This window comes from Fundidesulfovibrio soli, from assembly GCF_022808695.1.
Classification (GTDB): Bacteria; Desulfobacterota; Desulfovibrionia; order Desulfovibrionales; family Desulfovibrionaceae; genus Fundidesulfovibrio; species Fundidesulfovibrio soli.
In genome coordinates, this window is record NZ_JAKZKW010000010.1 from 20,795 (window position 1) to 45,046 (window position 24,252).

A 24,252-nucleotide genomic window follows, 5' to 3' on the forward strand; every position below is an offset into this window, starting at 1 on the left:
TGCTGTCTATGCGAAGGATTACAGAGTGTTGACGGCCCCTCGGAAACGCCTGGCACAGACGGAAGTCACCAGGGCGGACCACCCGCCTTTCGCGACATTCGCGCTCGCCCGTTCGCCTGTGCGTCGGTGCCAGGCGGTTCCGAGGGGCCGTCCCTCAGGTCAATTTAGCCAAGAAGCCTCTTGGCGATTTCCTTGGCGGCCCTGCGTCCCGCGCCCATGGCCGAGATGACGGTCGCCGCGCCGGTGACGATGTCCCCGCCCGCGTACACGTTGGGGATGGAGGTCTCGCCGGTTTCCTCGTTGACCACGATGTAGCCCCACTTGTTCAACTCAAGGCCCGGCGTGGTCTGCCCGATGAGCGGGTTGGAGCCCGTGCCCACGGCGATGACGGCCATGTCGCAGGGGATCTCGCAGAACTGCCCGTCGCAGGCCACGGGGGAGCAGCGGCCCGACTCGTCGGGCTCGCCCAGCTGCATCTTCTGGAGCACGATGGACTTGAGCCAGCCCTTCTCGTCGCCCTTGAACTCGATGGGCGCGTGCAGGCAGAGCAGCTCCAGGCCCTCGTCCTTGGCGTGGTGCAGCTCCTCCAGGCGGGCGGGCATCTCGTTCTCGGTGCGGCGGTAGGCGATGGAGACCTTGTCCGCGCCCAGGCGCATGGCCGTGCGCGCGGCGTCCATGGCCACGTTGCCCGCGCCGAAGACCACCACGTTCTTGCCCGTGTAGGCCGGGGTGTCGCTCTTGGGGAACTCGTAGGCGCGGCCCAGGTTCACGCGGGTCAGGTATTCGTTGGCCGAGAACACGCCGATCAGGTTCTCGCCCGGCACGCGCAGGAACTTGGGCAGGCCGGCGCCCACGCCGATGAAGATGGCGTTGAAGCCCTGGGCCTTGAGGTCGTCCACGGTGATGGTCTTGCCGCCAACCCAGTTGGTGTGGAACTCCACGCCGAGCGCGCGCATGGCGTCGATCTCGCGGCGGACGATGGCCTTGGGCAGGCGGAACTCGGGGATGCCGTAGACCAGCACCCCGCCCACCTCGTGCAGGGCCTCGAACACGTGCACCTTGATGCCCAGGGCGGAGAGGTAGCCCGCAACGGTCAGGCTGGAGGGGCCGCCGCCGATGCAGGCGACCTTGAGGTCCTCGCGCTCCAGGGTGCATGCCTGGGTGCCGGTGATCTCCTCGCAGGCGTCCTTGGCCATGAAGGTGTCGGCCACGAAGCGCTCCAGCCGGCCGATGGCCACGGGCTCGCCCTTCTTGCCCAGGATGCACGCGCCTTCGCACTGCGTCTCCTGGGGGCAGACCCGGCCGCACACGGCGGGCAGGGAGTTGGTGTCGCGCAGCACCTTGTAGGCCTTGTCCAGGTCGCCCTCGAGGATGGGGGCGATGAAGCCCGGGATGTCGATCTCCACGGGGCAGCCCTTGCGGCACAGGGGCTTCTTGCACTGCAGGCAGCGCTGGGCCTCGGCCAGGGCCATTTCGGGGGTGTAGCCCGTGGTCACTTCGGAGAAGTTGCGCACGCGCTGGCGCGGGTCCTGCTCCGGCATGGCCGTGCGGGGGGCCTTGCTGCCTACCTTCTTATTTGTTGGAGCATGTGCACACATGGCTTTTCTTGAACTCCTCGTAGGAAATCTGTTCCATGGTCTTGAACGCCTGGAGCCTGCTGCCCAGTTCCTTGAAGTCGACTTCCTGGCCGTCGAATTCTGGGCCGTCCACGCAGGCGAACTTGGTCTTGCCGCCCACGGAGACGCGGCAGGCGCCGCACATGCCGATGCCGTCCACCATGATGGAGTTGAGGCTCACCGTGGTCTTCACGCCGAAGGGCTTGGTCACGCGGGCCACGGCCTCCATCATGGGCACGGGGCCCACGGCCACGACCTCGGCCACGGTGGTGTCGGACTCCAGACGGTCCTTGAGCAGGTCCGTGACCATGCCCTGCACGCCGAAGGAGCCGTCGTTGGTGGAGACGAGCACCTCGTCGGCGAACTTGCTCAGTTCGTCGTAGAAGAGCAGCAGGTCCTTGGAGCGGGCGCCGATGACGGTGATCACGCGGTTGCCGGCCATGTGGTGGCCCTTGGCGATGTGGTGCATGGCCGCGATGCCCGTGCCGCCGCCCACGCAGATCACCGGGCCATCCATCTTGTGGATGTCGGTGTCCTTGCCGAGGGGGCCGCAGAGGTCGACGATCTCGTCGCCCTCCTTGAGGGTTTCGAGGTGGGCGGTGGTCTTGCCCAGCACCAGGTAGACGATGGTGATGGTTCCGGCCTGCTTGTCGGTGTCCGCGATGGTCAGCGGGATGCGTTCCCCGTTCTCGCATACGCGCAGGATGACGAAATTTCCGGGTTTGGCTTTGGCCGCGATCTGCGGCGCATCAAGGACCAGTTCGCTGGTCTGGCCTGGGATCAGGCTTCTTTTCCTGACGATTTTAGAAGGCATGGCGCAACTCCTTGGGCGGTCTCTTCTCTGGGGCCGCCGGGAAAAAACCGGCGCTGCTTTCCTGCCGCATTACTTCACGGATGTGAAGCGGCGCAGGGCGGGAACCTGCCGTGCGTCCTGCCCCCCCGCCGGGCAGGATCGGGAGAGCGTCCGATCCTGCCGGGGGTGAATCCATGGAGGCCTGGAGGGGGCCGGTTCCGGGTGGCGGTGCGGGGGGGCGTCCTCCCAAACGCTTCCCCCGCGCGCGCCGTGGAAAAGCCTGGTGTCCCGTCCTGATTCGTTCCGAAGGCGTAAGAGCCTGCCAGCCAGCCTCGGCGTTCGGATGGGGCCTGGACCTTCCCGCAAGGGCGCGAGGCTCGCGCCCTTGCGGGAAGACCGGTCCGCCGGTTGGCGGAGGCGGACCGGTCCCCGTGGGTGTGGTCGGCTACCCGGCGAGGGCGGCCTCCAGGTTGGGCTTCGCATAGAGTTCGCCGCCGTGGCAGTCGTTGATGACCAGCAGGGGGAACTTTTCGACGGTCAGTTCACGGATGGCTTCGGGGCCCAGGTCGTCGTACGCGATGACCTTGGCGCCCTTGATGGCCAGGGAGAGCAGGGCGCCAGCGCCGCCGGTGGCGCCGAAGTAGGCGGCCTTGTTGGCGATCATGGCGTCCTTGACTTCCTGGGAGCGCTTGCCCTTGCCGATGGTGCCCTTGAGGCCCAGCGCGTGCAGGCGCGGGGCGTAGGTGTCCATGCGGTAGGAGGTGGTGGGCCCGGCCGAGCCGATGGGGCGTCCCGGGGGCGCGGGGCTGGGGCCCACGTAGTAGATCAGCGCGCCCTTGAGGTCGAAGGGCAGGGCCTCTCCCTTGTCCAGGGAGTCGACCAGGCGTTTGTGCGCGGCGTCGCGGCCGGTGTAGATGGTGCCTGTGATGAACACCACGTCGCCGCTCTTGAGCTGCTCGATGTCCGCGTCGGTCAGAGGGGTGGTCAGGGTGTATTCGGCCATTACAGCACGACCTCCTTGTGCCGGGCGGAGTGGCACTGGATGTTCACGGCCAGGGGCAGGCTTGCCAGGTGGCAGGGCGCCACCATGATCTTCACGCCCAGGCAGGTGGTGTCGCCGCCCAGGCCCATGGGGCCCACGCCCAGCTTGTTGATGGAGGCGAGCAGCTCGGCCTCCAGCTTGGCGACCTCGGGGTCGGGATGGGTGTCGTCGATTTCGCGCAGCAGGGCCTTCTTGGAGTTGATGGCCGCCAGCTCGAAGTTGCCGCCGATGCCCACGCCCACCAGGATCGGGGGGCAGGGGTTGGGGCCGGCTTCGGCCACGCGGTTGATGATGAACTCGCGCAGGCCCTTCCAGCCGGCGGCGGGGGGGAACATCATCACGCGGCTCATGTTCTCGGAGCCGCCGCCCTTGGCCATCATCCAGATCTTGATCTTGTCGCCGGGGACCAGGTCGAAGTGGATGATCGCCGGGGAGTTGTCGCCCGTGTTCTTGCGGGTGAAGGCGTCGCAGGAGGACTTGCGCAGGTAGCCTTCCTGGTAGCCCTTGATCATGCCCTCGTTGATGGCATGGCGGATGCCCATGCCTTCGACGCGGGCGTCCTCGCCCATTTCCACGAAGAACACGGCGAGGCCGCAGTCCTGGCAGAGGGGGAGGCCGGTCTCCTTGGAGAGGTCGGAGTTCTCCAGCAGCTGGCGGAAGGTCTCCTTGGCCGCGGGGTTGACCTCGGCCTCCATGCGGGCCTTGAAGGTCCGCACGACGTCCTCGGGTAGCTCCCGGTTGGCCGAGATGCACATCTGGGCCACCGAGTCGATTATCGTCTGCGCTTTGATCGTACGCATTTTTTCTCCTTGAGGGGGCTTGCGGTCATGTGCCCGCAAGGGTGGGGGAGAACGTCTCCCCCTTTCCCCCGGATGTTGTCCGCTTGCGGGCGGCGGCGGGGATGGAGCCGCCACCGCCCCGCGCCGTTACAGCTTCACATCCTTCCTGAGGAAGCTGGGCAGGATGTTGTTCACCGCGGCGAAGGCCATGCGCTGGCGCAGGCGGCCCAGCACGTCCTGCAGGGGCAGGTACTTGGGGCAGACGTCTTCGCAGGCCAGCAGGCCCATGCAGCCGAAGATGCCTTCGTCGGTGCCGACGATGTCGAAGTACTCCTGCTCGGTGCGCTCGTCGCGCGGGTCGAGCATGAAGCGGGCCACGCGGTTGAGCGCCGTGGCGCCGAGGAAGTCCTCGCGCATGAGCGCCGTGCCGCAGGCCGCCACGCAGCAGCCGCATTCGATGCAGCGGTCCAGTTCGTAGATCTTCTCGGCCAGGGCGTTGTCCATGCGCTCTTCCTGGGCGTTGGGATCGAAGACCTTCTTGGTCTCGCACCAGGATTTCACGCGCTGGTACATGCCCCTGAACCAGGTGCCGGTATCCACCGAGAGGTCGCCCACCAGCTTGAACACTGGCAGGGGCATCAGGGTGACTTCCTCGGGCAGGTCCTTGGTTTTGGTGTGGCAGGCAAGGCCGGGGCGGCCGTTGACCACCATGCCGCAGGCGCCGCAGATGCCGGCCCGGCAGCAGAAGTCGAACTGCAGGGAGGGGTCCTGCTCCTCGCGCAGGCGGTTCAGCACGATGAACAGGGTCATGGACTCCGTTTCGTCTATGGTGAACGACTGCATGTGCGGGACCGATTTCGGATCCTGCGGGTTATAGCGGAAGATGTTGAACTTGAGCATTCTGGCCATTGTAATCTCCTCGCGCCTTAGGCCTTCTTGCCCGCAGGGGTGGCCTGGGGGGGATTGTCCATGGGGATGATCTTGCCGCCGCCGTAGCCGCGCTCGCCGGGCGGAATTTCGAAGACCTTGGTGGCCGCTTCGTAATTGAGGGTCGGCAGATCGTCGGACGCATTAGCCCAGGTGGCCAGGGTGCGGTTGAGCCAGTCGCGGTCGTTGCGCTCGGGGAAGTCCTCGCGGGTGTGAGCGCCGCGCGACTCGGTGCGCTGCAACGCGGCGTAGCACACGCACTGGGCCAGCTTGACCATACCCTCGATCTTGAGGGCCAGGGCCAGTTCCTGGTTGGCGCCCAGGCCGTTGGAGCGCAGGCCCACCTTGCGGGCGCGCTGCAGGATCTCCTGGAGTTTGGTGACGCTTTCGGTGAGGTCCGTGCCGTTACGGAAGATGCCCGCACCCTTCATGATGGTGTCGAACATGGCGTTTCGCACGGCGTAGACGTTCTCGTTGCCGTTCTGGCCCTTGATCAGGGCCTGGATGCGCGCGGCCTGCTTCTCGTAGGCCTCGCGGATGGCGGCGGTGTTGAAGGTGGTGTCGGTTCCGGCGAGGAACTCGACCACCTTGCCGCCCACCCACATGCCGGCCACGATGGTCTCCGCCAGGGAGTTGCCGCCCAGGCGGTTGAAGCCGTGCATGTCCCAGCAGGCGGCTTCGCCGGCCGAGAACAGGCCCTTGAGGCCGTAGGCGGCCCCGTCCTTGTTGGTGCGCACGCCGCCCATGGAGTAGTGCTGCGTGGGACGCACGGGGATGAGCTGGTGCACCGGGTCCACGCCCAGGAAGGACTCGCAGATCTCCTGCACTTCGCGCAGCTTGGTGGTGATGTGCTTCTCGCCCAGGTGGCGGATGTCCAGCCAGAGGTGGTCACCGTAGGGGCTCTTGACGCCCAGGCCCTTGCGCATGTGCTCGGTCATGCGGCGCGAAACCACGTCGCGGGAGGCCAGCTCGGCCTTTTCGGGCTCGTAGTCCGGCATGAAACGGTACTGGTTGACGTCCAGCAGGGTGCCGCCGTCGCCGCGGCAGCCTTCGGTCACCAGGATGTCTGTGGGCACGATGCCCGTGGGGTGGAACTGGATGGCCTCGGGGTTGCCGAAGGGCACCACGCCGGTATCCAGGGCCGCGATCATGCCGCCGCCGTCGCAGATGACCGCGTTGGTGGACTCGCGGTAGATGCGCCCGTAGCCGCCGGTGGCGATCAGGGTCGCGCGGGAGAGGTAGGCCTTCAGCTCGCCGGTCTTGAGGTCGCGCACGATGGCGCCCATGCAGGTCTCGCCGTCGTGGATCAGGGCGATGGCCTCGGTCTTGTCGTGCACCTGGACGCCCATCTGCGCGGCGCGGTTGTCCAGGGTGTAGAGCACGGCGTGGCCGGTGCCGTCGGAGGTGTAGCAGGTGCGCCACTTGGCGGTGCCGCCGAAGCTGCGCGAGTGGATCAGGCCCTCGTTCTCGGGCTTCTCGTAGGCGGTGAACGGCTTGCCGCCCTTGTAGTAGGTCTGCTCGCCGGGGACCACGCGGTTCCAGGGCACGCCCCAGAAGGCCATCTGGCGCATGGCGATGGGCGCGGTGTCAACGAAGATGCGCGCGCATTCCTGGTCGGCGCCCCAGTCGGAGCCCTTCACCGTGTCGGCGAAGTGCACGTCCGGGCTGTCGCCCTCGCCCATGGCCGAGTTCCCCAGCGCCGCTTGCATTCCGCCCTGGGCCGCCGAGGAGTGGGACCGCCTGGCGGGGACCAGGGAGAGGCAGATGACGGAGAAACCATTCTCGGCGGCCTCGATGGCCACGCGCTCGCCGGCGAGGCCGGCGCCGATGCACAACAGGTCGGTTTGTATGATTTGCATGGCGTTATCCTTATTTGATGGCGAGGAACCAGAAGCGCAGCAAGGTGATCACGCCGATGCCGATCATGATGGCGGTGAGCATGTTCTCCTTCTTCTTGAAGCCGAACCTGCCCTTGCTGTCGATGATGCCCCACTTGATCATGATGCGGTAGAACCCGATGCCCACGTGCAGCTCCACCATGGGCAGCAGCACCAGGTAGAAGAGCATCCACAGCCCGTTCTGAATGCGCGCTGCGCTCTTCTGGGCGGTGATGGGAAGGTCCGAGAGAACCACCCACATGTGGATGGCGCCCATGATCAGGATGATCATCGCGGTGACGGCCTGGACGACCCACAGCCAGGTGTCCTGGTGGTGCATGCGCTTGGCGTTGGCCAGCATGACGCCCTGCTGCTTGGAGGTGAAGGGGATCTTGCGCGCCGCGAGCACGAAGTGCAGCAGGAAGACCATGAAGATCACAGGGCCGCCGAAATGCACCATCTTGGTGACTTCGAAGAACTCCGCGATGGCGTTCATGACGCCGGGGCCGATGATCACGCTGGAAACCAGACACAGGTGCGCCCACATGAACATGATCAGGCAGGCCCCGGAGAGCATCTGGAGCCAGTCCAGATACGCGGCGCACTTGCAGCTGACCACTGGCTTGTGGGTTGCAATGGACGGTATGGACATTTACTTTCTCCGCTTTTCTAATCGTTAGGCTTTTTCGGTGCTCTTGTTGCTGGAGTGCGCTTCGATCAGCGCATCCTCGGGATCGTCGGCCATGTCGTCGAGCACGTTGCCGTCAAGCACCCGGAGCAGCTTGGGCTTGTCCAGCGCGCCTTCCCAGCCGGCGACCACCAGGGTGGCGACGCCGTTGCCGATCAGGTTGGTGATGGCGCGGGCTTCGGACATGAAGCGGTCGACGCCCAGGAGCAGGGTCAGCGAGGCCAGGGGGATGTTGCCCACCGCGCCCAGCGTGGCCGCCAGGGTGATGAAGCCGCCGCCGGTGACCGCGGCCGCGCCCTTGGAGGTCAGCAGGAGCACGAACAGGACGTAGAGCTGATCGGCCATGGTCAGGGGCGTGTTGGTGGCCTGGGCCAGGAACACGGTGGCCATGGTCAGGTAGATGCAGGTTCCGTCAAGGTTGAAGGAGTAGCCCATGGGCAGGCACAGGCCCACCACGGACTGGTCCGCGCCGGCGTTCTCCATCTTGGCCATCATGCGGGGCAGCGCCGCCTCGGAGGAGGAGGTGCCGAGCACCAGCAGGATTTCTTCGGAGATGTACTTGAGGTACTTCCACAGCGAGAAGCCGGCCAGCTTGCAGACCGCCCAGAGGATCACGAAGATGAACAGCAGGCAGGTGGCGTAGACGTCTATCATCAGCCTGCCCAAGGCCAGCAAAGCGTCCACCCCCTGGGTGGAGACGACCACGGCCATGGCGCCGAAGGCGCCGAAGGGCGCGAAGTACATGACGTAGTGCACGACCTTGAACATGCCTTTGGCGAACTCGTCTATGAATTGCGCCACATGTCTGGTGCGTTCGCCCAGGGCGGAGAGGCCGGTTCCGAAGAGGATGGAGAAGAAGAGCACCTGCAGGATGTCGCCCTTGGAGAAGGCGCCAACCACGGAGTCAGGCACGATGTTGGTGAGGAATTCGACGGTGGTCAGTTTCTTGGTTTCGCCCGCGTAGGCTTCGACCTTCTTCATGCCCGCGGCGTCGGCCTGCATCTTCTGGGCGTACTCGTCCATGCCCACGCCGGGCTTGGTGATGTTGACCACGGCCAGGCCGATGGCCAGGGCGAAGAGGGTCATGGTCCAGAAGTAGAGCATGGCCTTGAGGCCCACGCGGCCGACCTTGCCCATGTCGCCCATCTTGGCGATGCCGGTGACGACCGTGCAGAAGATGATGGGGGCGATGACCATCTTGACCATTTTGATGAAGGTCTTGGCCAGAGGTTCAAGTTTGCTGGCGAATGCCTTGGTCTCGGGAATGAGACCGATGATGACACCCAAGGCGATGCCGAACAAGACCCAGAAATACAATGTCTTGTATATCTTTTTGCCTGCCATTGCTCCAATCCTCCTCTCGATCGCGCTACGATGGTTGATACACTCTATGCGGACCTTGCCGCCTTGGTCCGGTGCGGCTCCGGGGTGTAACGGTGCTGGCGTCCCGTTCGCCTCCTTTTGATGCACGGCCTGGGAGGAGGCCGGGTTAAAGATGGTGAGACTGGTCGAAGTGTAGCACACTTCTCAACTTAGGCCTATGGGCAATAACCATGCCAGAAGGATTGAAAGGAGGAATTCTTCCAAAAAACCCGTGATGACAGCACGTTGACTAAAACCCGTTGCCGGGACGAAGTGGAGACGATGCGACAATTCATGTGGCGGTGTGGCGGGTGTGGCGCCACACAAGTGTGGCATGTGCCACACATTACGACGGGGTCAGAACGAATGAGGAGGCGTTACGATCAACGAGGATGGATTCAGGACCGGAGCGGACAGCTGAAAATTGCTCCAAATACTCTATTACCCATACGATAGTCGCGCGCTGAAGTCAACGATGGCTCCCCAAAGGGCGGAATGACCCCTCAGGCCAGGATGCGCAGGAGCGCATCCATGATCCCAGGCGCGGCGGCCACGATCTGTGCTTCGCCTTGCGCGCCGGGCAGCGGCTCCACTTGGCCGCCCGCCTCGCGCACCAGCAGGCTGCCGGCGGCCACGTCCCAGAGGTGCAGGTTCATCACGAAGAAGCCGTCCAGGCGGCCCGCGGCCACCGCGGCCAGGTCCAGGGCGGCTGAGCCGCTACGGCGCACCCCGCCCACGTTGCGGGCCAGGGCGCAGAAGCGGCGCAGGTAGTCCTCCAGGCCGGGCCAGCGCGGCGGGGGCACAACGGTGCCCACCAGGGCCTCCAGGAGGGCGCGGGCTTGCGAAACGCGCAGCGGGCGTCCGTTCAGGAGCGCGCCGCCGCTCTTGACCGCCGAATAGACATCCCCGCGCGTGGGGTCGCTCACAACAGCCACGCTGACCTCGCCCTCCACCTCCAGAGCCAGGGAGACCGCAAACCAGGGCAGCCCGTGCACGAAGTTCATGGTGCCGTCGAGCGGGTCCACGATCCAGCGGCAGGGGGCGTTCCCGGTCTGGCCTCCCTCCTCGCCCAGCACGGCGTGGTCCGGGTAGGCTTTCAGCAGCACGCGCCGGATCGCCTGTTCCGCCAGGGCGTCGGTGGCCGTGGCCACGTCCCCGGGGCTTTTGTGCGTGCAGGCTTCGGGAGCGGCGTGAGGCGCGGCCTCGCGGATGATGGCGGCGGCGGCCGAGGCGGCCTCCAGGGCTACGGCCAGGGCCTGGTTCAGGTCGGGCATGGGCTTCCTCCGGTGGCGAACATACCCGGAAGGAGCCGTGCATGTAAGAGGCCGGGTGAGCGGTTCCGGCGAAGCGCCTTCACCGCCGTATGGATACGGAGTCGGGCGTGGGGAGGGGGCTGCCTGGAACGCTTTGCGGCCTGGGTGGGTGGGGAGCCTCAGCGCACCTGGAAGTACGCTTTGTAGGCCAGCCTTTGAAAGTGGTAGCTCTTGATGCTGTCGAGAGCTTTGCCCCAGGCCTGCATGACCTCCTGGTTCGAGGCCACCTGGGCCGAGCGGCTGAGCTGGATGAAGGCCAGGATCTGCGAGAGGGCCAGGGTCTCCACGTCGCTTCGCGTGCGGGCCAGCTTGGTCGGGGCGATGGCCAGGAATTCGCTGGCGTGCTTGGCGAAGTAGGCGAACTTCAGCTCCGAGGCGATTTTGGAGGAGGTGCTGTAGAGGCAGGCGAAGTACTCGTAATAGGTCTCCACGTCGGGGTCGGCGGCGGCGAAGTTGGCGTCGTAGCGGCCGTGGCTGTTGGTGCCGTTCCAGTCTTTGCAGCGCGGATCGAATTTCGCGTAGTCTATATGCGGGCCGCAGCCGGAGAGCGCCAGAAGGAAGATTGCGAGCAGTGCGGGGAGGAGGCGTTTCGGCGGCATAGGGGTGCCCACGGGTTTGAAATGGTTGGCGGTTATGGGGTTGAGGGTTTTTCAGCCTGTTTTGTAATTCTGTCGTAGAATCCATTCGACACTGAGTATGCCCAAGTGTACTTATTTTTTATGTTGTCAATCGCTGTTCTCCAGGTTTTTAGCAAAAACGTATCGTTATTTATCTCGTCCTTGTGATATTTTGCTATGTCCATGAGTAAGATAGATATGTGAAAAATTTCGTTGTCGGTGCGTGGCGACATGAGTTTTCTTGGTATGAAGGTTAAAAATTCCTGCCAATTCGTAACGAAGTATTCCTCCCCTCCCCAGGAGTGGTGGTATGGCATGTTTATGCACATATAATGCTCGTAATAATCTTCCATTGATGCGTTTGTGCGGTCAAAGCTTGGAGTTATCGATTTTGAGCATCCTTTCCCAAGCCAGTCTTTGCAGCGTGAATCGAGCTTGGTGTAATCCCTCGAAGGACCACAACTTGTTATTATCAAGGTGAATAGGCAGGCAAGGGTGACCGCGGAAGGGTAAAGCTTGGCGCTCATTTTGTTGCCCTGTGGTTATTGAATGGTTATGTATAATATTGTATATGTTACATGTTAATATTTCTGTAGCGTATGTTATTGATGGATGGCATGGCAAGTAAAAAGGCCAGAAGCCGGTAAGCTTCTGGCCTCCTTCATACGAGGCGGATCAGGCGCGGCTGTTAGCGCCGCTCCCAATCCTCACGTGCGGTGGCCCTCAATTGTTCTGTCCGAGTTTGTTGGTCCCTGAGACGGCCGTATAGTATTCCGTAGAGCGTTGGCGCGTCCAGTTGTGCCCCATTTTGCTGATAGCTTTTGCCCACGCTGAGAGAAGGGCGTCATTGTTTGAAATCATGTGTGGATTTGATTCGTGTATGCTAAGAAGGATATGGGAGATAAGCAGCGTTTCCTTGTCGCTTCGAGATGACAGCATTTTTCCGACGACAATGTGAGTGAATTTGTTTGGATTGTTCAAAAAATAGTCAATCCCGACTAATATTGCCGCGTGCTGGTATGACAGATTTATGCACATAAAGTACTCATAGTAGGTGTCAATGTCAGGGTTTGTTTTCATGAAGTCGCTCTTCGAGGGCATGATGCCTTTTTCCCCATTCCACTCACGGCACTTTGGGTCAAACTTGGTGTAGTCGATCCCCCTGTGGCATGCTGCCGGCGCAGCCATGAGGAATAATAGGCAGATTGTGAGAGATATTGGCGGCGAGGAGGGCATCGGGAAAAATCCTTTGGGTGAGGGCCATCTCGTGGTCATGACTCGTTCATGGGGCCTGATCCGTTCTCTAGTGCGAATGTGCCTTGTTTGTTTTTATATGAACATCAGGGCGCTGGTGGTGATGATGGATCTAGTTGCTTGGTGATGTGCGTGTAGTATCAGTTGGATACAGCATATGCAAAACTGTTTTTGTGCTTCATATTGTCTATTGCTGTTTTCCAGGATTTAAGCAAAAATGTATCTTTTCTAATTTCATCCCTGTGATAATTAGCTATATCATAGATTAGTATCGATATGTACAAAGTTTCATTGTCAGCACGTGGGGCCATTAGTTTCTTTGGTATGAATGCTAGAAATTCATTCCAATGTTCCATGAAGTATTTTTCGCCTCCAATTGCGTGTTGATATGGTATCATAATACAAATATAATGTTCATAATTATCCTCGAGAGACGCCTTGTCACTGTCAAATTTCAAGTTGGATGACTTTGAGTCGCTTGCATCAACCCATTCTTTGCATCTTGGGTCAAGTTTGGTGTAATCCCTGGTGGGGCCGCAACCTACGATTGTTAGCAGAGCGGTTGCGAGCAATGCTGTGAGCGTGTGCTTTAAATTCATGAAATATTCCAGTTGAGTAAAAGCGTCGAAATCGCAGTGTCAACTGTTTTTGATGGTTGCGAGTTCGCCAGTTACGGAAGCCTGGTGATGGCGTTGTAGATGCCGTAAGATACGGAGTACGGCCAGCCGTCCTTTCGCTTCATGTTGTCGATGGCGGATTTCCAAGTGCTGAGAAGTTGCGGATTGTTTCGAATGTCATCACGATGAGTTTTGGACATTTCGTTGAAGATTATTGATATCAGAAGGATTTCCTTATCTGCCCTCGGTGCCGCTAGTTTTGCTGGTACGAACGCCAGGAATGATTTTGAGTTGGCTGAAAAATAGTCCGTGTTGCCAGCGACATGTTGATACGGAATGTTGATGCACATGAAAAATTCGTAGTAGGATTCAATTGTAGGGTTTGTGTTGATGAAATCCCACTGGATATGCCCGTTGTTGTCGATGCCGAGCCATTCCCTGCAGCGCGGGTCGAATTTGCTGTAATCGACGCGGAGGCCGCAACCAGCTGTTAGTAGTAAAAGCAGGCCAATAATGGCGGCACCTGGGTTGGCATATAATTTTTGCATTATTCGTTGCCCCCTTCAGGCATGGGCAGAAATGCTGTTGGCGTATGTATTTTACGAATTGAATATAGCGTATCGTGTCACGTGGTGGCAAGGAAAAAGGCCAGAAGCCCTTAGGCTTCTGGCCTCCCATATACGAGTTCGGTCGGGCGCGGATGTTAGCGTCGCTCCCAATCCTCACGTGGCGGCGGCGTGGGCCGGGCTGGTTCCGGGTCAGGCGGGTTGTAGCCCGGGTAGGCGATCTTCCATGCCTCCTGTTCATATTTGCTGCCTTCATAGCCGTTGCGCAGCGCTTCCCAAAGGTAGCCGGGCCGGGTCATCCCCAACTGGAACTGGCCAGCATGGACCGCCTCCTCCGTGAGCACGTTGTAGTCGCTACTCCTAGTTGGGTCGAATACTTCTCCTTCAAATTCTTTGGGGTTAATGTAGATGTGGTTCTCAAGCGTAATGCCGCGCTTATCGGACGGCATGTACCACGGTGTTTCCCCAACGTGGATCTTCAGCGAATCCAGGTCCATGCCCTCGAATCGCGTTCCTTGCAGCCGCTCCCTGAGTCGATCCTTTAAATCAGGTGAGAGCGGAGCCCAGTTCCTGCCACGCACAGCGTCGCTCTCCGGGTCGTAGGGCTGGTTCATGGGGCCGGGTTCGTTTTCCGGCACGAACGGGCCTTGCTGGCGGCCCTGCAACCCGCCCGGGCGCATTCCCGCATCAGTAAGCAGCCCGGAGAGCGCACCCACCGGGCCTTCGCCGGTCCTCTGCCCATCATCTCCAAGGCCGCGCTTGAGCGTCATCCCCACGGGATCGATCATTGCCGGATCGACGCCCAGCATTCGGGCGTAGCCGCGTTGCGTCTGGGCCTGCGTCAGGGGCGGCCTGCCCATAGGGTAGGCGTCGAGAGAAGGCGGATCGTCCGGGTGGCGAGCCGGATACGAGTCGACGAAATCGATATCCGTTCGATGGAAACCCGGGTCCGGGTTGTGGTCATCGGGAAACAATGGCGCAAAGCGCGGGTCGGGGGCCTTGGGCGAATACGGCCGTAATAGGTCGAGGAAGCCCAGGCCGGGGGTGTCGAAAAGCATGAGTGAATCCTCCTTTGGATTTTCGGAGGATTGTATTCAGGCGTCGGAACATTGCACCCCACATAGGGCTATGTGGGAAGATTCCTGAAAAAAGTCGTCGGGGTGGCGAGCCGATCAAACGATCCCGTGCTTGTCCATGTTCCTGTACAGCGTGCGCCTGTCCACGCCGAGCAGTCTCGCGGCTTTGGCGCGGTTGCCACCGGCGCGGGCCAGGGCGGACTCGATGTCCTCCCGGCTGAGGCCGCGCTGTGGCCGGGCGAAGGTTGCGGCGGGGTAGGGCGGGGCGGCTTGGCCGCCAGGAAGCTGGGCGCCGTTCGGGGGCAGGGGCTGGGCGTAGTGGTTGCTGCCGGGCGCGGTGAGCTCGCGCGGCAGGTGCGAGGGCAGTATCTCCCCGCCGGGGCAGAGGATGCAGGCGTGCTCCAGGGCGTAGCGCAGCTCGCGCACGTTGCCCGGCCAGGGGTGGGTCATGAAGATGCGCATCACCTCCTCGCTGGGCTTGGAGATGTGCTTGCCGAAGCTGTTGCGGAACAGCCCCAGGAAGTGCTCGCAGAGCAGGGGGATGTCCTCGGTGCGGTCGCGCAGCGGGGGCAGGTGGATGACCATGACCTTGAGTCGGTAGTAGAGGTCCTCCCGGAAGAGGCCCTGGCGTATCTTCTCCTGCATGTTCACGTTGGTGGCCGCGATCACGCGCACGTTGGCCCGCCGGGTGCGGGAATCGCCCACGCGCTCGTATTCCTTGCGCTCCAGCACCCGCAGCAGGTTCAGCTGGATGCGCGGGGAGATGTCGCCGATTTCGTCCAGGAAGATCGTCCCGCCTTCGGCGGCCTCGAAGCGGCCCAGCTTGTCGCGGATGGCCCCGGTGAAGGCCCCGCGCACGTGGCCGAACAGCTCGCTCTCCAGCAGGCTCTCGGAGAGGGCGGAGCAGTTCACCTTGATGAGCGGCCCCTTGGCCCTTGGCCCGCCGTAGTGCAGGGCCTCGGCCACCAGCTCCTTGCCGGTGCCGGATTCGCCGGTGACCAGCACCGTGGACTCCACCTCGGAGAGCTGGTCCAGCACGGAGTAGATGGAGCGCATCAGCTTGGACTTGCCGATCAGCCCCCGGTGGCCGTGCAGGTCCGTGAGGCGCTTCTCCAGGTCGGCCAGGCGGGTGATGTCGCGGATGACCAGCACCGCGCCCACGAAGTTGTTGTTGGGGTCGAGCAGCGGGGAGGAGTTGATGACCACGGTCTGGCCCGGGCGGTGGCCCTTGCACTCCACGCGGTATTCCAGCACGGGCTCGCGGGTCTTGAGCGTGGTGGAGATGACCTCGAAGCAGCCCCGCTGGCAGTGCCCCGCCACCAGGTGCAGGTGCATGCCGTGGGTGGTCTCGCCGCCGATGCAGCAGATCTCGTTCAGGGCGCGGTTGGTCTGGATGACCTCCATCTCGGTGTTGACCACGATGATGGCGTCCGGGATGGAGCGGAACACGGCCTCCAGGTTCAGGCGCAGCCGCTCCTTCTCGTCCATCACGGTCTTGAGCGCCCGGTCGGAGAGGATGCGCTCCGTGATGTCGCGCCCCACGGCCTGGTACTCCACCAGCCTGCCCTGCTGGTCGAACAGGGCGTGGTCGTGGCGCTGGAGCCAGCGCTCCTCCCCGTCGGCCATGACCAGGCGGTACTCGATGGCCCCGGTGGGTTCCTCCCGGGTGAGGGCGGCCAGGTGGGCCTCCACGCGCACGCGCTCCTCGGTGGGCATGGAGGTCTTCAGGTGCGCGCCCAGCAGTTCGTCCTTGGGCTTGCCGAAATAGCGGGCCACGGCCGCGTTGGCGAAGGTGACGGCCCCGTCGGGGCGGAAGCGCCAGACCAGCTCGGTCTGGTCCTCGACGATGGCGCGGTAGCGGGCCTCGCTGCTCTCCAGGGCCTCCTTGATCAGGCGGCGGGCCGTGACGTCGGTGAGGTAGCCCACGATCTCCTGGGGGCGGCCGAAGGGGTCGAGCACCAGGCGGAACTGGTCGCGTATCCAGCGGGTCAGCCCCTGGGCGTTGGTGAAGCGGTACTCCCGGGTGCCCTGGCCCAGGGCCATCTGCATGCGCAGCTCGGTCTCCAGGGCCGGCACGTCGTCGGGGTCCATGCGGGTGAGCCAGAAATTGGGGTCGCCCAGGAAAGAGTCCGGGGTGAAGCCGGTGAGGTCCTCGATGTTGTCGGAGATGAAGGTGAACTGCAGGTTGCCCAGGGGACGGCGGGAATAGATGACCGCCGGGGAGCTGGTGAGCAGCGCCTTGAGCCGGGCCTCGGTGCGGGCCAGGGCCTCCTCGCTGGCCTTGCGCTCGGTGATGTCCTGCACCATGGGCAGGTAGTAGAGGGGCTTGCCCTGGGCGTCGCGCACCAGCGCGGCCGAGAGGTGCACCCAGATGATGTAGCCTTCCTTGTGGATGTAGCGCTTCTCCAACTCGTAGCTGTCGATCTCGCCGGTGCGCAGCTTGGCGGAGCGGCCCTGGGCGGCTTCAACGTCCTCGGGGTGGGTGAGCCGGATGATGTTGGTGCCCAGCAGCTCCCGCTCGTCGTAGCCGGTGATCTGGCAGAAGGCCTCGTTGACGCGCAGGAACTTCCAGTCCAGGTCCAGCAGGGCCGCACCGATGGGCGACTGGTCGAAGGTGCGGCGGAAGCGCTCCTCGGATTCGCCCAGGGACTGCTCGATCATCCGTACGGCGGCTTCGGCGTTCTTGCGCTCCGTGATGTCGATGTTCAGGCCTTCGATGTAGAGGACGGTGCCCGTCTCGTCGCGCACCTGCCTGGCCGCGGTGTTGATCCAGCGTATGCCGCCGTCCTTGCGGCGGAAGCGTGTCTCGAAGCCGGTGACGCGGCCTCGCTCGCGCAGTTCGGTGAGCAGGTGGTCGCGGTCCTGCGGATCGACGTAGAGCTGGGTGCGCAGGTCCGTGAGTTCGCTGATGAGCTCGTCTGTGCTGTCGTAACCCAGGATGTCCGCCAGGGCCGGGTTCACGGCGATGAAGCGGCCGTCCGGCGTGGACTGGAACACGCCCTCCACCGCGTTCTGGAAGAAGGACTGGTATTTGCGCTCGGCCTGCTTGAGCGGGGAGAGGTCCGTGATGGTCAGCACGCTCACCGGGCCGCGGGCCATGGCCAGGGGGTGGGCGGTGATGAGCACGGGCAGCTGGCGGCCGCCCTCGGATTGGAGCGTGCGCTCCTGGGGCGGCAGCGCGATGGTGAGGTCCAGGGGCAGGGCCTGGCCCGGGGCGCAGAGGCACTCCAGGCCGTGACACTGGCGGCCGACCACGGCGTCGACGGACTTGCCGAGCAGTTCCAGAGCCTTGGGGTTGGCATGCAGGATGACGTTCGTGGCCGCGTCGATGAGCAGAATGCCCGCGTCCACGGCTTCGAGCAGGTCAAGGTGGTTGGTCAACGGCATGTCCCGGCCTCCGCGGGTTGGGTACGATGTGTGCCCGGCCCTGTCAAAGGCTCTTGCTTTGGAAGGCGTGCTTTGTCACACCTCTAGGAGCGGGCGGCCAAGCGCCCGCACACCCGGAGGTTTCGATGCGCGCATTGGCTGCAATCTTGCTGGCCCTGTGGACGATGGTCCCCGCCGCACAGGCGGGAGCCCTGGACGGCGAGGCCTGGAAGGAGATGCTCGCGGGCATCGACGCGGACCTCCAGCGCAGGTCCGGGGAGGTCGCGGCCATGAACGCGGCCCTGCCGGAGATCTCCGCCAAGGCCCAGGCCTCCCTGGCCGACTGCGACAACATGCTCACGCAGACGCTCTTGCTGCGCGGCCTGGCGGGCGAGAACCCCTGGACCATGCGCACGCTGATGTTCCGCTTCAGCGGGCTGAGCCAGCGCCTGGACGACGCCTCCCGCAGGATCAAGCTGCTCAAGGACCATCTCACCCGGGTCAAGGAGGAGAACGCGATCCTGCGCGAGATCAGGCGCAAGGGCATGGACGTGGCCTACGACGACGCCACCGTGAACGACCTGGCCGAGCACACCCGCAAGCTCGCGCCCATCAAGGCCCAGGTGGACGTGCTCCAGGCCAGGGTGAACCAGATACTGGTCCAATTCGAGACGCTCGCCGGCCAGGTGGCGGGCGCTCGCAACGAGCTGGTCAAGGACTACCGCAACGTCTTCAGGGACCATTTCTTCGTGCGCACCCACCCCGTGATGGACACCTACGGGGCCGTGCTGCTGGCCAGCGTCACCCGGGACTGGCTCTCCGACTTCCCCCGCTTCGCCGTGCCGATCCTGGCGGGGACCCGCTGGATCCCGCTGCTGCTGTTCGGGGTGGCGGCCTGGGCCGCGCTGCTGCTTCTTGGCGCGGCCGTCGCGCGGAGGTTCTCCCTGCTCGCCGACTCGGACCTGCGCCATGGCTGGGCCCTGTTCAGCCTGGGCCTGGCCTTCTTTATGGGCGCCAGGACCATTCCGCTCACATCCAGCCACATCCTGAACATCCTTCTGGTCACCGCGGCCTTCGCCGGGGGCTGTCTCATGCTGCGCAGGCATTACCCCGAGGGGGCGCTGGGCTTCTTCTTCGCGGTTTATGGGGCGGGCATGCTCACGCAGATGCTGAACCTGCCCCCCGAACTCATCGGCGTGACCTGGCCGCCGGTCATGGCCCTTGCGGGCTGGATGCGCTGGCGGGCCGGGGAGCGCTCCGTGGCCGCGCGGCTGTGGGCGGCGGGCCTGGCCGCATTGGCCGGGTTCGCCCCGCTGGCCGTGGCCGCGGTGCAGGCATGGTTCATCCTGCGCCTGATGGTGGCGGCGGCACGGGGGCTCAAGAAGCTGCTGGCCGATGCGGGGGGGATGTGGTTCAATTACGTCTATCCCCTGGCCGTCACCTTCCTCGTGGTGCTCTACATGTGCTGGGTGCTGGTGTTCATGGGCGGCCCGGGCTTCGTGGACTACGTGTTCGAGCAGCAGTGGGAGCTGGGGCCAGTGAAGCTCTCCCTGGAGGCCCTGTCCTCCATGGCGCTCCTGTTCTTCGCGGTGCGCCTGCTCCTGGCCTGGGTCGGCGCCTTCCTTGAGGAATCCAGTTTCGGCGGCAAGCCCCTGGACCCTGCCCTCTCCCACACCCTGACGACCCTGTGCTCCTACGTGCTCTGGCTGTCGTTCTTCCTGGTGGGCCTGCACCAGCTTGGGCTGCCCCTCTCCGGGCTGACCTGGATCGCCTCGGGCCTCTCCGTGGGCGTGGGCTTCGGGCTCAAGGACATCATCAACAACTTCGTCTCCGGCCTGATCATCCTCTTCGGCGGCTCCATCAAGAAGGGCGACGTGGTGCAGACGGGCAAGCTCATCGGCGAGGTGACCAGCGTCTCGGTGCGCAACACCACCGTGCGCACCATGGACAACTCCATGGTCATCATCCCCAACTCCAGCTTCCTGCGCGGCGAGATCATCAACTGGAGCTTCCAGGACAAGCGCATCCGCCTGACCATCCCCGTGAGCGTGATCCCGGGCACCAAGGTCAAGAAGGTGCGCAAGATCCTGCTCGAGACGGCCAGGGAGAACCCGAAGGTGCTCAAGGACCCCTCGCCCTCGGTGGTGCTTCGCCAGTTGGGCAAGATGGGACTGGATTTCGAGCTGTACGTGTGGATTGAGGACTTCCGCGCCAAGTACGACGTGGAGTCCGAGCTGGCGGCCAGCATCGACCAGGCCCTGCAGGACGCCAAGGTCACCGTGGCCTTCCAGGGCGCCAAGGTGAAGTACAAGCCCAAGGGGTCGGAGGAGGCCCAGCGCCAGGCCGCGCGCGAGGCCCTGCGGGAGAAGCGCCACAAGGTGTTCTCCCTGGTGCGCCCCCTCAGGCGGGTGCACATGCGCGCCAAGTGGGGTGTGCCCGCCGCCGTGCCCGCCGAGGAGGAATCCTGAGGCCATCCGTCGCCGCAGTGTAACCTGAGCCGGGCCGGGAGCGACATGAAAGGCGGAGGCCGGGTGGCAAGGACAGGACCAGACGATTCGCAGGCTGTCAGGCGCGTGTTGGACGGAGACACGGAGGCTTTCACCGTGCTCGTGAAGGCGCACGAGCAGCATCTTTTCCGCCTGCTGTCGCGCCACCTGCCCGCCAGCGAGGTGCCGGAGGCCGCACAGGAGGCCTTCCTGGACGCCTATCAGCACCTCTCCAAGCTGCGCGAACCGGAACGCTTCCGCTCCTGGCTTTCCGCCATCGCCCTGCGCCGCTCGGCCGACTTCTGGCGCGAGAACGCACGCAGGGCCGAGAGGGGGGTGGACTTCTCCAGCCCCGTGGAGCTCGCCTGGCTGGAGAGCGTCATGCTGGAGGACTCGTCGGAGCGGTTCGAACAGCAGATCGAGCGCGGCGAGGCGGCCCGGCTTGTGGAGACGCTGCTCAAGGAAATAAGCCCTGAAGACCGCATCGCCGTGGAGCTCTACTACGCCGAGGAATATTCCGTGGCGGAGATCGGCGAGATGCTGGGATGGGGGGAATCGAAAGTGAAGGTGCGGCTGCATCGCGCCAGACAGAAGATGGCCCGCAAATGCGAAGGCCTGACCGGACGGGGGGGTACGACATGATCGACAACGTGAAATTGGAGCGCATCTGCGCCAAGGTGGTGGCCGGCCGCCCCGCGGTGGACGTGCCCCCGGGGTTCGCCGGACGGGTGATGGCACACGTTCGCGAGCGGGCCGAGGCCGCGCTGGAGGGCTGGTTCGTGCGCCGGGTGGCCTTTCCGCTCATGGCTGGCGGCGGGGTCGCCTCGCTGGGCCTGGGCATCGCCTGGATGTGGCTGTGGCAGGCCGGATACATGACCGAGCTTTCGATCCTGCTTTCGGGCAACGTGGTGGGGGGGTTCTAGATGGCGCTGACGAGCAAGAGCAAGATGGCGCTCGCCGGAGCTGGCATCTTCCTGGCTGGCCTGATGGTCGGCGCGGTGGGCACCGCCCTGGTGGCCAAGTACCACATCGCCCCCCTGGCCCGCATGGACAGGCCCGGAGCCGCCGGGTTCTTCATGGATCGCCTGAGCATGGCCCTCAAGCTCGACGACGAGCAGCGGCGCGGCATCCTGCCCATCGTGGAGGAAACCCTTGGCAGGGTCGGCCAGGCGCGCATCCCCTGCCTCCAGGCCGAGGACCAGGCTGTGACCGCCGGCGCGGCCCGCATCCGCGAGCAACTGCGCCCTGAGCAGCAGAGCCGCTTCGATGAATTCCTGGCCAAGACCAAGGAGCGCCGCCGCAAGATATTCGGATACTGAGCGAACCTCTCCGCCCAAGCCATTTGACGCCGGAGGGCTTTTTGTTCACCATGAACAAAAGGCCCTTTCCATTTTCCGGCGGTCACCATGATCAAGCTCTCCTGCCTGTCGTTGTTCAAGGCATCGTTGGCCCTAACCGGCCTGCACTTCGGCACGTTCTGCCGCTGGCTGATAGCGCCGCTGCTGCTGAGCGCCGCCGCGCTGCTGGCGGCCTTCGGCCTGCACTCCTGGAAGGGCGTCTGGGCGCTCTACATCCCCGCCGGTTTGTTCGCGCTGTTCTGCTGGATGCCCTACTGCCTGCGCGTGAACCAGATGGCCATCCTCGGCGACGTGGAGCCGGGGGGCTACGTTGAGAAGATCTTCAGCCGCAGGAGCCTGCGCTACGTGCTCTACGCGGTGCTGCTCACCGTCATCGTGTCCGTGGGGATCGGCCTGTCCCTGGCTCCGGTGCTGATCGCGGGCCAAGGCGGCGCGGATGGCCGCATCGGGCTTATCGTTGGGTCTGTGGCCGCCACGCTGGTGCTGCTCACTGCGCTTCTGACGCTCACGGCCCCGCTGCATTTGATCTATCCCGCCGTGGCCGTGGAGGAGGAGCCCTCCCTCTCCCAGGCCTACCACCTCGGCGCGGGTCACAAGTTCTCCCTGCTCATGACCATGGGGCTGCCCCCGCTGGTCTTCGGGCTGCTGAACGGGCTGGTGGAGGGGCTGTCCTGGCTCCTTCTGCCGGAATCCTCAGGCGCCGCGAAGCTGATCACGATGCCCCTCACCGTGACGATATCCTGGCTCAACTCCATCACGTCCATGTCCGTGATGGCCATCGCCTACCGCACCCTGCGCGGCCTGCCCGACCCGGACGCGCCCGGGGAATCCGAACAAACCGAAGGAGCCCAGACGTGACCTCAGACGACGGCGAAAGCTGGCGTTTTTCCCCCCTGGCCGTGGCCGGGGGGGCGCTCGCCTTCGTGATCTCCAACGGGAGCCTGCTCGCCAAGTGGGCCCTGGCCCCCGTGGCCTTCGGCATGTTTTTCCATCTGTTCATGCCCTCGAAACCGGCCTCCCCCGATGCGGGCGGCCCGCCGGTCCTGGTGATGCTGGCCATCAGCTTCCTGCTGCTCTGGGTGCGCGTGCCCCTCGACGTGCGGCTGTACCGCAAGGCCTTGCTCTCCGAGACGCCGTCCTCATTCTATGGGATGCAACTGCTGGAGCCGGGCACCTGGCGCTACATCGGGACCTACATCAAAATCACAGGCGCTTATCTGGCCGCCGCGGCCCTGCCCGGAACGGTGCTGGCCCTTGCGTACATCGTCAGCGGCGCTGGCGCGGGCGCAAAGGCGGCGGCCGGATGGGAGCAGGCGGTCGGCCCCGTGGCCTACGGGCTGCTGATCTGCGCGGCGGGGTACCTCTGGCTCTCCCCGCGGGCCACCATGCTCTTCGCGGACACCGCGGCGGGCGGCTCCATGCGGCTGTTCGGAAGGAATCCCGGCATGCTCGCGGCCTGCAAGGCCCGCTGGCGCATCGTGGCGGTCATGGTCATGATCTGGCTCCCGGAGTATGCCGGCATCGGATTGAACCTCCTTGGCGACGCCCTGGGCTGGTGGGAGAACACGGCGCTGGCCCTGGCCTTCGCACTGGTCAGCTACCTCCTGGGCTTCGCCACGGCGCTGGTCTCCATGGCAGCCGGAGCGCTCATCTACTCCCAGCTCCAGGGCAGGCCGGAACCCGCCCCGCTCGATCCGGAAGAGGCGTGAGCCGCGGCCCCCTGAGCGTGCCGCAGGCCGTCATGGGCGTATTCGCCCTGATGGGCGGCCACTCCAGGGCGCTGCTGCTGCTCTCCTGGCCGATGGCCGCTTGCGGGGGGCTCTTTCTGGCCGCGGCCGCACTGGGCCTGGTGCCTTATTGGGCCGTGCTCCCAGCGCTTGGGGCCACGGTATTCGCCCTGCTGTTGCTGGCGGCGTCCTTCAACGTCCATGCTTTGCGCCTGCTGCTGGCTCCCTGGGAGCCGCCCGCGGGTTTCCTGGCCAGGCTGGCCCGGGGCGCCACCTGGCGGCAGCTCGGCGCGCTGGCCCTGCTCATAGGCCTGGCCATCGTTCCCGGCACCCTGGGGCACTGGCTGGCCTCCTTCACGGAGGACATCGGGCTGCCGGAGCAGGCCGAAGCCGTCCTGGCCGTAGCGCTGCCCGTGCTCGCGGTCCAGGCCGCCACGCCCAGGCTCCAATTGCTCTGGCTGCCGGGGCTGGCCCTGGGCGTCCCGGCCCCCTGGCGTGCGGCACGGCGCGCGGCCAGCGGCAACCTGGTCCGCCTGGCCGCCCTGAACGTGCTGCTGGGCGTGTTCTGGCTGGGCGTGAACCTGTTCGCGGGCTGGCTTGTGGGGGCCTTTTCCCTTGAGGGCACCCAGTCCCAGCTCGAACTGCTCACGGAATTCTGCTGTCTGCCCGTGCAACTCGGCGCCTGGGTCTGCCTCCAGGCCATCTGCCACGTTCGTCTGGATCGTTCCCCCGAAATCTGACTTTTTTTCGTTCCGGCCAAGTTTTTCCCCACATAGCCCTATATGGGG

General features: G+C 64.2%; 23 protein-coding genes. 7 read left to right on the top strand and 16 right to left on the bottom strand.

Annotated elements, in window-relative coordinates; all coding sequences use genetic code 11:
* Window positions 1–164: 164 nt before the first annotated feature.
* The 16 genes from gltA to MLE18_RS10390 form a co-directional block, all read right to left on the bottom strand.
* Window positions 165–1,598, bottom strand: a complete 1,434-nt coding sequence (gene gltA / locus MLE18_RS10315; protein WP_243438716.1) for an NADPH-dependent glutamate synthase — start codon at window positions 1,596–1,598, stop codon at window positions 165–167.
* Complete coding sequence (locus MLE18_RS10320; RefSeq protein WP_243438717.1) at window positions 1,573–2,430, bottom strand: sulfide/dihydroorotate dehydrogenase-like FAD/NAD-binding protein; 858 nt, start codon at window positions 2,428–2,430, stop codon at window positions 1,573–1,575. Before MLE18_RS10320 ends, gltA begins: the two co-directional genes overlap by 26 nt.
* Window positions 2,431–2,854: 424 nt before the next feature.
* Window positions 2,855–3,412, bottom strand: a complete 558-nt coding sequence (locus tag MLE18_RS10325) for a Fe-S-containing hydro-lyase (RefSeq protein ID WP_243438718.1) — start codon at window positions 3,410–3,412, stop codon at window positions 2,855–2,857.
* On the bottom strand, window positions 3,412–4,251 hold the full coding sequence (locus tag MLE18_RS10330) for a fumarate hydratase (RefSeq protein WP_243438719.1): 840 nt from the start codon (window positions 4,249–4,251) through the stop codon (window positions 3,412–3,414). Before MLE18_RS10330 ends, MLE18_RS10325 begins: the two co-directional genes overlap by 1 nt.
* A gap of 126 nt (window positions 4,252–4,377) precedes the next feature.
* Window positions 4,378–5,139, bottom strand: a complete 762-nt coding sequence (locus MLE18_RS10335) for a fumarate reductase iron-sulfur subunit (RefSeq protein ID WP_243438720.1) — start codon at window positions 5,137–5,139, stop codon at window positions 4,378–4,380.
* 17 nt (window positions 5,140–5,156) lie between these two features.
* A complete protein-coding gene (locus MLE18_RS10340; RefSeq protein WP_243438721.1) occupies window positions 5,157–7,016 on the bottom strand; it encodes a fumarate reductase flavoprotein subunit in 1,860 nt (619 codons plus the stop codon).
* 10 nt (window positions 7,017–7,026) lie between these two features.
* Window positions 7,027–7,686 (bottom strand): succinate dehydrogenase/fumarate reductase transmembrane subunit, encoded by a 660-nt coding sequence (locus MLE18_RS10345; protein ID WP_243438722.1) that lies wholly within the window; start codon window positions 7,684–7,686, stop codon window positions 7,027–7,029.
* 24 nt (window positions 7,687–7,710) lie between these two features.
* Window positions 7,711–9,066, bottom strand: a complete 1,356-nt coding sequence (dctA, locus tag MLE18_RS10350; protein ID WP_243438723.1) for a C4-dicarboxylate transporter DctA — start codon at window positions 9,064–9,066, stop codon at window positions 7,711–7,713.
* 521 nt (window positions 9,067–9,587) lie between these two features.
* Complete coding sequence (locus MLE18_RS10355) at window positions 9,588–10,358, bottom strand: inositol monophosphatase family protein (RefSeq protein ID WP_243438724.1); 771 nt, start codon at window positions 10,356–10,358, stop codon at window positions 9,588–9,590.
* A 158-nt stretch (window positions 10,359–10,516) separates the two neighbouring features.
* Complete coding sequence (locus MLE18_RS10360) at window positions 10,517–10,996, bottom strand: hypothetical protein (RefSeq protein ID WP_243438725.1); 480 nt, start codon at window positions 10,994–10,996, stop codon at window positions 10,517–10,519.
* A 32-nt stretch (window positions 10,997–11,028) separates the two neighbouring features.
* Window positions 11,029–11,541, bottom strand: a complete 513-nt coding sequence (locus tag MLE18_RS10365) for a hypothetical protein (protein ID WP_243438726.1) — start codon at window positions 11,539–11,541, stop codon at window positions 11,029–11,031.
* Window positions 11,542–11,737: 196 nt separating this feature from the next.
* The gene (locus MLE18_RS10370; protein WP_243438727.1) at window positions 11,738–12,289 is read right to left on the bottom strand and encodes a hypothetical protein; all 552 of its coding nucleotides are present in this window, start codon (window positions 12,287–12,289) and stop codon (window positions 11,738–11,740) included.
* A gap of 119 nt (window positions 12,290–12,408) precedes the next feature.
* On the bottom strand, window positions 12,409–12,867 hold the full coding sequence (locus tag MLE18_RS10375; protein WP_243438728.1) for a hypothetical protein: 459 nt from the start codon (window positions 12,865–12,867) through the stop codon (window positions 12,409–12,411).
* A gap of 71 nt (window positions 12,868–12,938) precedes the next feature.
* Window positions 12,939–13,433: a hypothetical protein gene (locus tag MLE18_RS10380; protein WP_243438729.1), complete on the bottom strand. Its 495-nt coding sequence runs from the start codon at window positions 13,431–13,433 to the stop codon at window positions 12,939–12,941.
* Window positions 13,434–13,588: 155 nt separating this feature from the next.
* Window positions 13,589–14,509: a hypothetical protein gene (locus tag MLE18_RS10385; RefSeq protein WP_243438730.1), complete on the bottom strand. Its 921-nt coding sequence runs from the start codon at window positions 14,507–14,509 to the stop codon at window positions 13,589–13,591.
* 114 nt (window positions 14,510–14,623) lie between these two features.
* Window positions 14,624–17,914 (bottom strand): PAS domain S-box protein, encoded by a 3,291-nt coding sequence (locus tag MLE18_RS10390; protein WP_243438731.1) that lies wholly within the window; start codon window positions 17,912–17,914, stop codon window positions 14,624–14,626.
* 125 nt (window positions 17,915–18,039) lie between these two features.
* Between MLE18_RS10390 and MLE18_RS10395 the strand changes: the two genes are divergently transcribed.
* From MLE18_RS10395 to MLE18_RS10425, 7 genes are all read left to right on the top strand, one after another.
* A complete protein-coding gene (locus MLE18_RS10395) occupies window positions 18,040–20,361 on the top strand; it encodes a mechanosensitive ion channel family protein (protein WP_243438732.1) in 2,322 nt (773 codons plus the stop codon).
* A gap of 45 nt (window positions 20,362–20,406) precedes the next feature.
* The gene (locus MLE18_RS10400) at window positions 20,407–21,021 is read left to right on the top strand and encodes an RNA polymerase sigma factor (protein ID WP_272881595.1); all 615 of its coding nucleotides are present in this window, start codon (window positions 20,407–20,409) and stop codon (window positions 21,019–21,021) included.
* Window positions 21,018–21,302: a hypothetical protein gene (locus tag MLE18_RS10405; RefSeq protein WP_243438734.1), complete on the top strand. Its 285-nt coding sequence runs from the start codon at window positions 21,018–21,020 to the stop codon at window positions 21,300–21,302. The genes MLE18_RS10400 and MLE18_RS10405 overlap by 4 nt, the downstream gene beginning before the upstream one ends.
* On the top strand, window positions 21,303–21,698 hold the full coding sequence (locus MLE18_RS10410; protein ID WP_243438735.1) for a hypothetical protein: 396 nt from the start codon (window positions 21,303–21,305) through the stop codon (window positions 21,696–21,698). It begins immediately after the preceding gene.
* A gap of 87 nt (window positions 21,699–21,785) precedes the next feature.
* Window positions 21,786–22,595 (top strand): hypothetical protein, encoded by an 810-nt coding sequence (locus tag MLE18_RS10415; RefSeq protein ID WP_243438736.1) that lies wholly within the window; start codon window positions 21,786–21,788, stop codon window positions 22,593–22,595.
* Complete coding sequence (locus tag MLE18_RS10420) at window positions 22,592–23,446, top strand: hypothetical protein (RefSeq protein ID WP_243438737.1); 855 nt, start codon at window positions 22,592–22,594, stop codon at window positions 23,444–23,446. The genes MLE18_RS10415 and MLE18_RS10420 overlap by 4 nt, the downstream gene beginning before the upstream one ends.
* Complete coding sequence (locus tag MLE18_RS10425; protein WP_243438738.1) at window positions 23,443–24,204, top strand: hypothetical protein; 762 nt, start codon at window positions 23,443–23,445, stop codon at window positions 24,202–24,204. Before MLE18_RS10420 ends, MLE18_RS10425 begins: the two co-directional genes overlap by 4 nt.
* Window positions 24,205–24,252 lie beyond the last annotated feature (48 nt).